The organism is Mycobacterium sp. NGS24 (genome assembly GCF_059813065.1).
The window spans coordinates 503,967-517,205 of record NZ_JCALDW010000001.1 but is presented as its reverse complement, the minus strand read 5'-3'; the positions used below and the strand labels follow the sequence as shown (position 1 = coordinate 517,205).

At 65.0% G+C, this 13,239-nt stretch carries 11 protein-coding genes; 6 read left to right on the top strand and 5 right to left on the bottom strand.

Features of this window, described 5'->3' with window-relative positions:
- Positions 1-9 precede the first annotated feature (9 nt).
- Entirely contained in the window at positions 10-636 is a 627-nt protein-coding gene (locus AC5Y6Y_RS02375) for a precorrin-8X methylmutase (RefSeq protein WP_463824389.1), read from the top strand.
- Positions 633-2,105, top strand: a complete 1,473-nt coding sequence (locus tag AC5Y6Y_RS02370; protein ID WP_463824390.1) for a precorrin-2 C(20)-methyltransferase — start codon at positions 633-635, stop codon at positions 2,103-2,105. Before AC5Y6Y_RS02375 ends, AC5Y6Y_RS02370 begins: the two co-directional genes overlap by 4 nt.
- On the opposite strand, the gene AC5Y6Y_RS02365 is transcribed toward AC5Y6Y_RS02370, so the two are convergent.
- The 4 genes from AC5Y6Y_RS02365 to AC5Y6Y_RS02350 are packed head-to-tail and all read right to left on the bottom strand — an operon-like array spanning position 2,102 to position 5,503.
- Complete coding sequence (locus tag AC5Y6Y_RS02365; protein WP_499929196.1) at positions 2,102-2,839, bottom strand: cobalt-precorrin-6A reductase; 738 nt, start codon at positions 2,837-2,839, stop codon at positions 2,102-2,104. The two genes, AC5Y6Y_RS02370 and AC5Y6Y_RS02365, sit on opposite strands and share 4 nt — an antisense overlap.
- Positions 2,839-3,588: a precorrin-4 C(11)-methyltransferase gene (gene cobM, locus AC5Y6Y_RS02360; protein ID WP_499923125.1), complete on the bottom strand. Its 750-nt coding sequence runs from the start codon at positions 3,586-3,588 to the stop codon at positions 2,839-2,841. The genes AC5Y6Y_RS02365 and cobM overlap by 1 nt, the downstream gene beginning before the upstream one ends.
- Positions 3,585-4,757, bottom strand: coding sequence for a precorrin-6y C5,15-methyltransferase (decarboxylating) subunit CbiE (gene cbiE / locus AC5Y6Y_RS02355; RefSeq protein ID WP_499929194.1), 1,173 nt, complete (start codon positions 4,755-4,757; stop codon positions 3,585-3,587). Before cbiE ends, cobM begins: the two co-directional genes overlap by 4 nt.
- Complete coding sequence (locus AC5Y6Y_RS02350) at positions 4,754-5,503, bottom strand: SDR family NAD(P)-dependent oxidoreductase (protein ID WP_499929192.1); 750 nt, start codon at positions 5,501-5,503, stop codon at positions 4,754-4,756. The genes cbiE and AC5Y6Y_RS02350 overlap by 4 nt, the downstream gene beginning before the upstream one ends.
- Positions 5,504-5,538: 35 nt before the next feature.
- On the opposite strand from AC5Y6Y_RS02350, the gene AC5Y6Y_RS02345 reads away from it, so the two are divergent.
- Positions 5,539-5,949, top strand: coding sequence for a F420-dependent biliverdin reductase (locus AC5Y6Y_RS02345; RefSeq protein ID WP_463824395.1), 411 nt, complete (start codon positions 5,539-5,541; stop codon positions 5,947-5,949).
- Between the two features lie 12 nt (positions 5,950-5,961).
- Here AC5Y6Y_RS02345 and AC5Y6Y_RS02340 read toward each other — a convergent pair whose 3' ends face one another.
- The gene (locus AC5Y6Y_RS02340; RefSeq protein ID WP_499929190.1) at positions 5,962-7,416 is read right to left on the bottom strand and encodes a phosphoinositide-specific phospholipase C-related protein; all 1,455 of its coding nucleotides are present in this window, start codon (positions 7,414-7,416) and stop codon (positions 5,962-5,964) included.
- Between the two features lie 202 nt (positions 7,417-7,618).
- Here AC5Y6Y_RS02340 and AC5Y6Y_RS02335 point away from each other — a divergent pair, with 202 nt between their 5' ends.
- The 3 genes from AC5Y6Y_RS02335 (at position 7,619) to AC5Y6Y_RS02325 (ending at position 11,323) form a co-directional block, all read left to right on the top strand.
- A complete protein-coding gene (locus AC5Y6Y_RS02335) occupies positions 7,619-7,933 on the top strand; it encodes a DUF2563 family protein (RefSeq protein WP_499929188.1) in 315 nt (104 codons plus the stop codon).
- 11 nt (positions 7,934-7,944) lie between these two features.
- Positions 7,945-10,248, top strand: a complete 2,304-nt coding sequence (locus AC5Y6Y_RS02330) for a putative alpha/beta hydrolase (RefSeq protein WP_499929186.1) — start codon at positions 7,945-7,947, stop codon at positions 10,246-10,248.
- A 115-nt stretch (positions 10,249-10,363) separates the two neighbouring features.
- The gene (locus tag AC5Y6Y_RS02325; RefSeq protein WP_499929184.1) at positions 10,364-11,323 is read left to right on the top strand and encodes a hypothetical protein; all 960 of its coding nucleotides are present in this window, start codon (positions 10,364-10,366) and stop codon (positions 11,321-11,323) included.
- Positions 11,324-13,239: the final 1,916 nt, after the last annotated feature.

Sequence of the window (13,239 nt, the reverse complement as noted above, 5' to 3'; positions counted from 1 at the left end):
GGTGAGCGGGTGCTCGACTACATCCGCGACGGCGCGGAGATCTACCGGCAGTCGTTCGCGACCATCCGCGCCGAAGCCGACCTGACCCGTTTTCCCGCCGACGTCGAGCGGGTGGTGGTGCGGCTGATCCACACCTGCGGGCAGGTCGACGTCGCTGAGCACGTGGCGTTCACCGACGATGTCGTGGTGCGGGCCGGCGCCGCGCTGCGCGCCGGTGCTCCGGTGCTGTGCGATTCCTCGATGGTGGCCGCCGGCATCACCGGGGCGCGGCTGCCGGCGGGCAACGAGGTGGTTTCGCTGGTCGCCGACCCGCGCGCGAGCGGGCTGGCCGCGTCGGCACAGACCACGCGATCGGCGGCCGGGGTGCAGCTGTGGGCCGATCGGTTGCCCGGCGCGGTCGTCGCGATCGGCAACGCCCCTACGGCGCTGTTCCGGCTGCTCGAGCTGATCGACGACGGTGTCGCCGCTCCCGCCGCGGTGCTCGGCGGGCCGGTTGGCTTCGTCGGCTCCGCACAGTCCAAACAAGAGCTGATCGACAACCCGCGCGGCATGTCGTATCTGGTGGTGCGGGGGCGCCGCGGCGGCAGCGCCATGGCCGCTGCTGCGGTCAATGCGATCGCGACCGAACGCGAATGACCGGCCGGGGCACGCTGTGGGGTGTCGGGCTGGGTCCGGGCGATCCGGAACTGGTGACGGTCAAAGCGGCCCGGGTGATCGGCGCGGCCGACGTGGTCGCCTATCACAGCGCCCGGCACGGTCGCAGCATCGCGCGCGGCATCGCCGAGCCCTATCTGCGGCCGGGCCAGATCGAGGAACACCTGGTCTACCCGGTGACCGTCGAGACCACCGATCACCCGGGCGGTTATGCGGGCGCGCTGGAGGACTTCTACGTCGCGGCCACCGAGCGGATCGCCGCGCACCTGACCGCCGGCCGCAACGTCGCGCTGCTGGCCGAGGGCGACCCGCTGTTCTACAGCTCCTACATGCATCTGCACACCCGGCTGACCCAACGGTTCGACGCAGTGATCGTGCCGGGGGTGACGTCGGTGAGCGCCGCCTCCGCGGCGGTCGCGACGCCGCTGGTGGCCGGGGACGAAGTGCTCTCGATCCTGCCGGGCACGTTGCCGGTCGGCGAGCTGACCCGCCGTCTCGCCGATGCCGACGCTGCGGTGATTCTGAAGCTCGGGCGTTCGTATCATAATGTGCGCGAAGCCCTTTCGGCCTCCGGTCAGCTCGGCGACACGTTCTATGTGGAGCGGGCCAGCACCGCGGGGCAACGCGTGCTGCCCGCCGCTGAGGTCGACGAGACCAGCGTGCCGTACTTCTCGCTGGCCATGCTGCCGGGCGGCCGACGGCGTAGCAGCCCCGTCGGCTCCGTAGCGGTGGTGGGCCTGGGACCCGGTGACACCGACTGGATGACGCCGCAGAGCCGCCGCGAATTGGCCGCAGCGAGCGACGTGATCGGCTACCGCACCTATCTGGATCGGGTGCCGGTCCGCGACGGGCAGCGCCACCACTCCAGCGACAACACCGACGAACCCGCGCGCGCCCGGCTGGCCTGCTCGCTGGCGGAGCAGGGTCACGCGGTGGCGGTGGTGTCCTCCGGCGATCCGGGTGTGTTCGCGATGGCCACCGCGGTGCTGGAAGAGGCCGAGAACTGGCCGGGGGTGCACGTCCGGGTGATTCCGGCGATGACGGCCGCGCAGGCGGTCGCGAGCCGGGTGGGTGCTCCGCTGGGTCACGACTATGCGGTGATCTCGTTGTCAGACCGGCTCAAACCGTGGGAGGTGATCGCCGCGCGGTTGCGCGCGGCGGCCGCCGCCGACCTGGTGCTGGCGATCTACAATCCAGCCTCGAAATCGCGGACCTGGCAGGTCGGTGCGATGCGGGACCTGTTGCTCGAACATCGGCAACCGTGCACGCCAGTGGTGATCGGCCGCAACGTGGCTGGGGCCGATGAGCAGGTGCGCGTGGTGCGGCTGGCCGACCTCGACCCCGCCGATGTCGACATGCGCTGCCTGCTGATCATCGGGTCGTCGCAAACACGTTGGCAATCAACCGATTACGGTGACCGAGTTTTCACGCTGCGACGGTACCCGGGTTAGCCGGCGCCGAGAGCCGAGGCCAGGTCGGTCACCCAGCGTGCGGCCGCATCGACGGTCGCGACCGTCGTCACCCCGTCGGGCAACGGCGGCCGGGCCACCATCACCACCGGAATATCAAGTGCGGCGGCGGCATCGACTTTGCCGCGGGTCATCTCGCCGCCACTGTTCTTGGTCACCAGCGCATCGATGCGGTGGCGGGTCATCAACTCGAGTTCGTCGTCGCGATGATACGGGCCGCGGGACAGCAGCAGCTGATGGTGACGCGGCAGCGCGTCCGGCGCGGTGACCACGCGGATCAGGAACCACGCGTCGCTGTTGACGAAGGCGTTGATGGCCGACCGACCGCTGGTCAGGAAGACCCGCGAATACCGTTGTCGAGCAACCTCTTCAGCTGCTTCGGCATCGGAATTGACGACGGTGGCTGCACCGGTGTCCCACGGCGGGCGGGCCAGCACCAGCAGGGGGACGCCCAGATCGTCGCACACGGCGGCGGCGTGCGCGGTCATGGTGGCTGCGAACGGATGAGTCGCATCCACGACGGCGTCGATGCGCTGCTCGCGCAACCACGCGCGCAGCCCGTCCGTGCCGCCGAATCCACCGATGCGCACCGGGCCCACGGGCAGGGCGGGATCGGGCACCCGTCCGGCCAGTGAGCTGATGGTGTCGACCTGCGGGTGCAGCGTTTTCGCCAATGCCCGCCCCTCGGCGGTGCCGCCGAGTAACAACACCCGCATCAATGGGTCTCGCGCCGGGCTAGGGAGTACAGGTAGCTGTCGGTGAACCCTTCGGCCGCCAGGACGTCGCCGACGACGATGACAGCCGTCTTGGTGATGCCGACCTGATGCATCTGCCCGGCGATGCCGGCGAGGGTGCCGCGCAACACGGTCTGCTTCGGCCAGCTGGCGAAAGCCACCACCGCTACCGGTGTTTGAGGTCGATATCCGCCGTCGAGCAGCTGGGGAACGATGACGTCGATCTGCGCGGCGGCCAGGTGCAGCACCAGGGTGGCACCGGATCGGGCCAGGCCGGCCAGGTCTTCCCCGGGTGGCATGGCGGTGGAAAGGGTGGACACCCGGGTCAGTATCACGGTCTGGGCGACGCCGGGGACGGTGAACTCGCGTTTGAGCACGGCGGCGGCAGCGGCGAAAGCTGGTACTCCTGGCACGATTTCGTAATCGATGCCCAGCGCGTCGAGACGGCGGCACTGCTCGGCCAGCGCGCTGTACAGCGACGGGTCGCCGGAGTGCAGCCGGGCCACATCGTGACCCGCGGCATCGGCCCCGGCGAGTTCGCCGATGATCTGATCGAGCGTCAGCGGGCCGGTATCGATGACGTTGGCACCCGCAGGACAGTGTGCCAGTAGGTCTTTGGGCATGATCGATCCGGCATAGAGGCACACCGGGCAGCGCTGCAGGAGCCGTTGGCCACGGACCGTGATCAGGTCGGCGGCGCCCGGGCCGGCGCCGATGAAATACACCGTCATCGTTTGACCACCGACCACTGGGTGACCGGATACTGCGGGCGCCAGCCGGTGAAACCACCCAGCGGTTCGCCGTGGTAGTGCTGGAAGCGGCGCAGTTCCCCGCCGCGCTGCGAATGTGCCTGCGCCAGCGCGGATTCGGACTCGACCGTGACGGCGTTGGCGACCAGACGTCCACCTACCGGCAGGTGGTCCAGGCAACTGTTCAGCAGCCCGGGCCGGGTCACCCCGCCGCCGACGAAGATCGCCGACGGTTCGGGGGCACCGCCGAAAGCGGCCGGCGCTTCACCTCGTACCTCGACCTGCACGCCGTGGGCCGCGACGTTGGCTTCGATGTTGCGGCAGCGCTGCTGGTCGAGTTCGAAGGCTACCGCGGTGCATCCCGGCCCACTGCGGCACCACTCGACGGCGATGCTCCCCGATCCCGCCCCGACGTCCCACAGGCGCTGTCCCGGGCCCGGGCCCAGCGCAGCCAGGGTCACCGCCCGGATTCCGTGCTTGGTGATCTGGCCGTCATGGGTGAAGGCGTCATCGGCCAGCAGTGCGGTCCGTTCGTCGGGCAGGTAGCGGATGGCTATCACGTTGAGATCGTCGACGTCGGGGGGTGCGTTGCGGGCCCAGTCCCGGGCGGTGCCGTCGTGGCGGTGTTCGTGCGGTGCGCCGAGTTGTTGCAGCACAGTGAATTGCGAGTCGCCGCGCCCGTGCACGTCGAGCAGCACCCCCAGCGCGTGGGGAGTGTCGCGGTTGCTGGACAGCACGATCGCCTGTCCCCCGCGCCGCACCGCGGTGTGGGCCTTCGCGGTGACCAGACTGATCACTTCCGTCTCGTGCACGTTCCAACCCATCCGCGCACACGCCAGGGTCACCGACGACACATGCGGCAGCACGCGGACTGCGCCGGTGCCGAACACGCGGACCAGGGTGCCGCCGATGCCGTGCAGCAGCGGATCGCCGCTGGCCACAACGTGAATGTCTGGTTCGGTCACGGGCAGACTCCGCAGCGCGGGCAGCATCGGGGACGGCCACTCGCGGCGCGCCGCGGCAATGGTGTCGTCGAGCAGATCGAGCTGCCGCTTCGATCCGTAAATAACTGTGGCCCTTGTCAATTCAGCTTTAGCAGCTGCCGAGAGGCCGGACATGCCGTCGGCGCCGATGCCGACCACCGTGATCATCGGGGCATCCGTCGCCACACGGACTGCGGAAGCAGCTTCATCACAAAGAACATCGGACGCAACGCCCACGGGATCCAGACGCTGCGGCGACCTTTGGCCAGGGCCTTCGCCGTGGCGGCGGCAACCTGTTCGGGGGTGCTGGACAGCGGCGCCGGCGTCATCCCCCGCGTCATCCGCCCGATGACGAAGCCCGGCCGCGCGATCAACAACCGCACCCCGGTGCCGTGCAGGGCGTCGGCCAAGCCGTTGGCGAAGCCGTCCAGGCCGGCCTTGGCCGACCCGTACACGTAATTGGCGCGCCGCACCCGCACCCCGGCCACCGAGGAGAACACCACCAGCTCCCCGCGCTGGGCGCGACGCATCGCCACCGCCAGATGGGTGAGCAGACTGAGCTGGGCGACGTAATCGGTGTGCGCGATCGCGACCGCATGCGCCGCGTCGATTTCGGCGCGGGACTGGTCGCCGAGGATGCCGAAGGCCAGCACCGCGGTGCCCATGGGGCCGTGTTCGGTGACGATCGAGTCGACGAGCGGGCCATGTGCGGTCAGGTCGTCGGCGTCGAACTCTGTGGTGTGCACGGCGGTGGCGCCGGCGTCGCGCAGCGCGGCGACCTGCTCAGCGAGCTGGTCAGCGTGGCGAGCGGCCAGCACTACGGGCTTGCCGGAGGCCAACAGCCGCGCGAGTTCAGCGCCGATCTCGCTGCGACCGCCGAAAATTACTATCGGCCCAACGCCCGTGTCGTCCACGGCTGTGATTATGGCCTGCGCTAGCGTGAAGGGCGATGGCCAAGACCACGACCCGCCTCACCGATGATGCGCTGGCGTTTCTCACCGAACGTCATCTGGCCATGCTGACCACCCTGCGAGCGGACAACTCCCCGCATGTGGTCGCGGTGGGCTTCACGTTCGACCCCAAGACCCACATCGCGCGGGTCATCACCACCGGCGGCTCGCAGAAGGCCGTCAACGCTGAGCGCGGCGGCGTAGCCGTGCTCAGCCAGGTCGACGGGGCCCGGTGGCTGTCCTTGGAGGGCCGGTCCGTCGTGAACAAGGACATCGACGCCATTCGCGACGCCGAGTTGCGCTACGCGCAGCGTTATCGCACCCCGCGGGCCAATCCGCGACGGGTCGTCATCGAGGTTCAGGTGGAGCGAGTGCTCGGCTCCTCAGAATTGCTGGACCGAAGCGAATAGCCCTCGCGAGTCTCAGAAGCTGTAGTTCACCCACGCTCCACCGCCGGGTCCGGCTAGGGCATGCAGCCGGGAGTTCTGCACTCCGGTTCGCGGGAGCGCAAACGTCGAACTCATCCCGGAGCAGGCTGCCGCGGCACCGGTGAACGGCACTGCCGCCGTCACCGACCAACTGCCCGCTGCGGATCGACATGCCGCGGGATGCGGGTCCGTACAGGGTGCTGCAACCCAGCGCCCGTCAGCTCTTTGCAGCGTGCACTGGCCGGCACCGACACGCGGCTCTTCGTGGGCCCAGCTCCACAGCGTCGCCTGGATGCGTCCGTCCTCAGGCAACAGCTGGTCGAAACCGAATAGGTTGACACCGCAATTGGTCATCGACTGCGCCTTCAGCGGGGTGATCGTCTCCGGATTATTAGGCGGTGTGGTCGGGTTGACCAGCGCCGAGATGAAGGTCGAGTCCTCGTAGTAGCGCACGATGTTGCTCGCATAGACCGACGGCCCATAGGTGCCATCGCACGCCGGGTAGGGCTGGTAGAGAGAGGTCTTGCCGCTCTCGACCTCTTCGCCTTGCCAGTTGAAGACAACGGTGCCCAGCGCCGGCGCGCAGACCCCGCCGCTGACCAGCACTACCTGCGCACCCGCGGCGCGCACATCGTTGCGCGAGATCGAGCGGGGAAGCAGCGCGCAGCCGGTGGGACCGATGTCGGCGGGGTTCGGCGGATAGATGAGGCTTGTTCCGTTGGGACGGCGCAACTCTCGGTCCAGGGTGTCGAAGGCCGACGCGTACGCCGTCGGGTCCTGCAACTGGTCCTCGACGATGATCAGGACGACCTCGTTCGGGTGGGCATTGAGCCAGGCCGTGATGCCTGGCAACACCTGGGTCAGCAACGGTTCGGTGGTGCAACCCAGGTTTGCTTGACTTGCCGGACGACCGTGGCAGACGGCCACGCCACGACCGCCGAGTTGATTGATCTGGGGGATGTAGTGCAGGTCCAATTCGATTGCCCGGACGTCGATGTCGAGCTGTTGGGGCATCGACAGCTGCTGATTGGAGTCGGCGTGCGACGGGGTGAACTGATCTGCGAGGCTGTTGAAGGAATTGTGGGTGCCGATCCACTGTGCGCTACCGAACGGGACCGAGTCACCCAACGCATACTGAAACTGCGCGGTGCGATGGACCCAGGACTGCAGGTAGGCGAGTGTTGCGGCTTGAGTCACCTTGTGGGCGAGCGGAACTCGGCACAAATTGTCGGACACCCCGATGCGACGGCATTCGGCGGCAACGGCGTCAGCGAACTTTCCGGTTCCCACGCACGGAAACGCAACCGGGCTGATAGCGTTGCACGGTGCAGTCGGTGACGGCGGATTAGGGACGTCGTTGACGTCAGCTGTCACCGCGGGAGTGCTTGCCCACGTCAACACCAACGCACTCAACACGACCGCACATTTCAGCCACGGGGCGCTGGGCATGCGCGCAACCTTTGCACGGTGGCGTTGGAGGGGACGAGAAATGTTGTCGAGTCGTGTGAGTGTTGCAACCGCCTCGTGACGAGGCAGCGACCCGAGGTGAATTGCGAGCCGGTCGGCCCGACATTAACGTCGCGAGCATCTGAGGCGGATCTGTTGTTGCCGTGGCGATATCGAACTACTGACCGGACCGAGAGGAGAAATTGTGTTCGTCGACAACGGGTTACTGCACTCCGGGGGCGACCACTCTCAGCATGCCGGTCAGCATGCACACCGCGCCGGAAACCACCTGGCGCAGGGATCGCTGACGGCACTGATGTTCGGTGATTTTGCCGCTGCGGATGCATTTCATCACGTCGCGTCCTCGGCGCAGGATCGTCATGGCCGAATGCTGTTGAACCATCGGGAGACTCTGGCATCAGTCGGCACGAATGCACGAGTCGCCGCGACCCGGTTCGCCGAGATGGATAGCGACAATGCCAGCCGGATCAGGGCAGTGCGGTGCACTTACGATACCTAGACGTTCAGGGATTGATTGCCAGAGCCGATGGTGATCCCTGGGCGGTCGATCAAACCCTGCAGCGCGGTAGTCCGGCACAGATTTCGGATCTGGCTAAGGCATTTCACGAGGCGGGCCAATCGACTAAAGAGGCGGACGCCGCATTCGAAGAAGCGCGGCGACGTTTTGAAGAGGCCTGGAACCGCAAGAACGGTGAGCACCCGATCAACGACGCGGACGAGGTCCGGCGTGTCACCAAGTCACTCAAGTTGCAGGCGTCGCAACTACCCAAGATTGCCGTCGACCTCGAGCAGCTGGCGGCCGTTCTAGCTCAAGCGCAGCGTGCATCCGCCGCGCGGATCGCCGCACTGGAGCAGCAGTTGGAAAGAATTGACCCCAAGTTTGGTGAAACACTCAATCATGCGTTGACCGGCCGCTGGCCCCCGTGGGATTTGCGGCTGCCTACTGACGCCATCAACGACCTCATAGGGCAAGCCGTCTGCGGCATCAACAACGCGCTGCGTGAAATTAACTTCATCCGGGATCGGTACTCAGATGTGTTGCGACACTTGACCCACAAGATGCGGTCCGAAGATGGCTACGATGCGGCACCCGTAGCGGCATGGGATGGGCACGACATCGAGACGCCCGAACAGGCTGAGCGCGACGTTCACGCCGCCCTGGCCGGTGACCTCCAGGCCGCGACGCGGATTAACGACATCCTGGACTCGATCACAGAAGAACAACGGGCCGGCAAGGCGCCGCTCACGCCCGAGCAGGCGTCTGTGCTCAGTCAATTGCAGGCTCAGCAGAATGGGATGACGATCGAGGCATTTCACGCTGCCTTCTGCCACCTCGGTGACCAGGGGAAACTGATTGCCAACTCCTGGCAACTCATGAGCACGCCTGGGTTGAAGTTTCCGCGAACCGAACTAAAACCTGGCGCGGTGCAGGGTACCGAAATAGTCGAAGGCAATACGCACCTCCTGCCGACCGCTCTGTTACCGTCTGACGTTCTGCTTCGCGGCCGATGGAACCCTTTCGTGCTGGAGCGGATAACCAAGATAGCCAGCGCGGGAGACCCCAAGTTACGGGCGAACACGGGCTTTGACGCAATCATGCTGCAGCAGGCCGCGTCGGTGATGAGAGACGGCTTAGACAAATATGAAGACGTCGTCGTCACCAAAATCCTTGCCTTGGTCGCGCCGGATCATCAAATAGTGCACAACATGGTGGTCAGCCCTGAGGGCAACGTGTTTCTCGACAACCTCACCAGCCACCCCTGGCTGGACCGCGGCAAAAGTGCTGCATCTCTGTTCGAATGGGTGCAAGGCGCCGCACAGGGACCAGAAGCCCGACTTGCGGGCGAGACGGCGCGGGCGTACGGCGTGTATATCGGGACCCACTCAACGGACTTGCTCCACCTTGCCGGTGGGCACACTGTCGGCGAGATCAATCCGGACTTGGTGCAGAGCATGGCGCACGGGCTGGCACCCTACGTGAACAATATCGCCGGAATTCCGGGCAGTTTGGTCGAATTCGGCAATTCTGTCGATGCGATCGGTGACATCGAGAACGGACGGATGCCGATCGCAAAAGGAATCTTCTCCGTGTTGAGCACCGACCAAACAGCTTCCAACTATTTCAACGGCGCCGCCGAACAGCACGCACTGCTGGCCGAAGCTGCCTACGCCAGAGATCTCGTCAGCCATGCACCGAATATGAACAGCTACAACACTCAATTGGGCTCGGCGATGGCGTTGCGCGGACTGGTGGATACCGGCATTCACAACGCGGTTCAGGCCCAAGTAGTCAATCATCAAATCGCGGAGGACGCCGCCCAGCGGACCGAGTATAACTTTAGAAAGACCGCGTACGAAGCCGGACTCAAAGTTGCGAGTACCGCAGTGGGTTTGACGCCCGCCGGAACGGTTGGTGGTGCTGCGGTAAACATCCTGGGCGGGATAGTCGAAGGTGATGTGTTGGGTGAGGCACCCCAGCCATCGAGTTCATATAATCCGTCGGTGCCGTTGATGTCCATTGGGAGGGCTGACCGAGAAATTCTCAATGCTCTCATCGCTTCTGGACAACACGTCCCCGTTCCAGACGCATACCTGGTGAACGGACATATCGGCACACCGGACGAATTAGCCGGCGTGATGGGCGGTTTGAGCGCCGACGAGTACGACCACGTGCTCAATCAGGCATTGGTGAACTTGTTCGGCCAGAGCTTCGGTCACGACCCGGCGGCGCCCGCGCCCGTCGTACCTGACCAGCACATGATGAACCGCTACAACGCCGTCGTCGCCGAACCGACCCCGCTAGCTCCACGCTGAGCTGACTAACTCGACGTGCTGTCAGGCGATACCATCACCGGATCTCCGGGAGCCGGTCGCCTGGCCGGCTCGCTGGACCGGTCGCGCAGGGACGCGTCATGAATGGGAGGACGTGATGAGCGGGGACGACCAGCTGCGGATCATCCTCGAGCAGCTTTCCCAGCTGCTGGGGATACCGGCTCCGCCCATGATCACGCCTGACCAGTTGGCGAGTGGGAGCTCGAAAATCAGCCAGTTGCTACGCGCATTGGGTGCAGCGGCCAACGCCGGTGATGCCGAAGACAATGGTGCAGCTCTGGCCGGGCACGCCGAGCGCGAGGCAAAGACATCTGAAGCACTGGCCAAGTTCCCAGCCAATGAAGAACAGGCGGCTGCGCAGCTGGCCGGCGTCGGCGGTCAGGGCGAGATGTCGCAGATGTTGCAGCAGATGCCGCAGATGGCATCCGGTATCGCCGGCGGTATAGCAGGCGCGCTGGGAGGGTTGCTGCAACCGTTCAGCCAGATTCCCTCCCAGCTCGCCCAGGCTGGCCAGCAGGCCATGCAAGCCGGAATGGGGATGATGCAGCAGCAAGGTTCGCATCTGGGCGAGACCGAGCCCGCCGACATGCTGGACGCCGAAGGTGAATTCGGCGGTGGCAGTGGTGGATCCGCCGGGGCCGGTGGTGGCGCCAGCGGAGGTGGCGGCGCAGGTCTTGAGGGAACCACGCCGACGGCGATGCTCGGCCCACCGCCAACACCGTCGGCCGGTACCGTGCCGGCGTCCTCCCACGCCGCGTCGCCGGTGGCGACGCCCCCGGCCGAACCTGCGGCAAGTCCGCGTGGGGGGATGGGCGCGATGCCGATGATGCCGCCGGGCGCCATGCAGGGCGCCGCCAACAGCGGCAGTGACGCCAAGCCCGATACCAAACGCATCGTAGGGCCGACGGTGAAAAACGGGGCGCCCGTGCAGGGACGCATCACCGCGCCGCCACCGAGACCGGCGGTGGTCAAGCATGTCGAAGGCAAGCCGGTGCCGACTCGACGCATCCTGCTGCCCGACGACAAGCGCAACGACGGCGCCGATTCCGGCCGCTGAGATTCTTCAGCAAATGCTGCGGGGTCCTTGATTCGGTGTTCACAGGCGGATTTGTCTGGGCGGGCAAAGTCTGACTGGCGGAATTTCTGATGGACGATACGATCCACGCGTGTCGAATGTGCCTCCTCCGCAGCCAGTGCCACCGCCGTGGCCCATGGTCGCCTCTCCACTTCGTCCGCCGTCGCGGTGGCCCGCGTTGGTGTCACTCGTGATCGCACTGGTTGCGATCGGGGTCGCTATTGCAGCCTGGTTGCGTCCTATTCCTGCTCCGTATAAGCCGTCTCCGGCGCCGACGTATTCGAGTCAACAGGTAGCGGATGCGAAGGGGAAGGTATGCGCTGCGTATGCGAGAGTAAGCAGCGCCGTGACCGCAACGAGTTCTCGCGATAGAGGTGCTGACTACGCAACGCAACTTGCGTCGGCTGTGAATGCACGTCAAGCGCTCGTGGCAGGGAGCAATTACTTGCTTTCGACTCTTAGCGACGAACCAGCAACTCCTACGGATCTCGCACTAGATATTCGTACTCTTGCGCATTCCTACCAGTTACTCACAATAAAGCTACTCGCAGATGAGTCTGACGCTGAAATTACTGCATCAGTAAGGTCCGGTGACGAAGCAGCATCGGCACTCCAAGCTCGGTGCCGGTCATAGCTTCTGTGGTAAACAATTATGACTGACTTACCTCCGGGAGATTGGTCTTCCATTCTTGTTGGCGACCAGTGGCCCGACAGTAGCGACATGCTGGCTTTACAACAAAGCAAAGCTAATCGCGCTACTTTGACAGGCAGGTTCGTAGAATTCGAAGACGCGCTGCACAAAGCTCAAAACGATTTACTAGGATCCCAGCAGGGTCTTACCATTGATGATCTTCGTATCGCTTTCCGGCACGGTCAAGATCAAGCTCACCGAATTGCCGAAAAGAACCGCACTAAAGAAGCTGCTTATTCCACTGCTCTAGACAGTGTCATCAGTTTGCGCCAAGAGCTGACGCAGTTGGCCAGCGAAGGCAACGACAAAATCCAAGAGATCAAGAATTCGAAAGAGCCTGAAGCAGCAAAGGTAGCACAGATCATTACGGTAATACAGGCATGCCGCGCCACTGCGAACATTGCAGCAGCCAAATATGGCGCAAATGTCTTGGATGGGATACAAAGAGTGCTTCGCGCAAACGGAAGCCCGCTGTCAGCACACGCGTTCGTAAGGCAATGCGGCTCGGATATTAGCCAGATGTTTCGACAATCTGATAACGAAAATGAGTTGAAGGATAGTGTATACGATGCACTTCACAACCACCCGTCCCAAACCATCCCTTCAACACCGGTATATAGGAACCCTTCTTTGCCGACCGAAACGCTGCCGCGCGGTGTGCCCGACCCACTAGCGACAGTCGCTGCGACCGGGAGGCTGCCTCAACAGCCCAGGCCCGCAGACGTGTCGACGCCCGGAGTAGCACATCCCTCGTTGGCCAGCACTGCGGCTTCTGGCACCAACCCCCAACCACCTAGGCACCAGCCGACCCCGACTCAACCCTCGATCCTGGCACCGCCAACCGCTCCTCACGTCACAAGCGCTCCACCGGCAGCCCCAAGCATGTCGACGTCGAGCCGGGCAGCCTTGCCCCCTTCCGCTACGGCCATGCCTGCTCCCCATCTGTCAGCTCTCTCCCCCTCCGAACTCGCCCAAAGCTTCAATAGGGGTCTCGAAACTGGCGCACCGATTTCCCCACCGGTACACGCGATGCCGTCGACTCCAACCACGCCAGCGGAGTCGCATTTCACCCATCCCGTGTCGACGACTCCCGCAGCAGTCTCCAACGCGCCGGTACATGTTCCAGTGACGGATTCGCCCCCACCGGTTCACCACCCGACCGTCTCCGAAGGACCCTCGCCGGCCCCGCAGATAGTCGCCGCCGCAC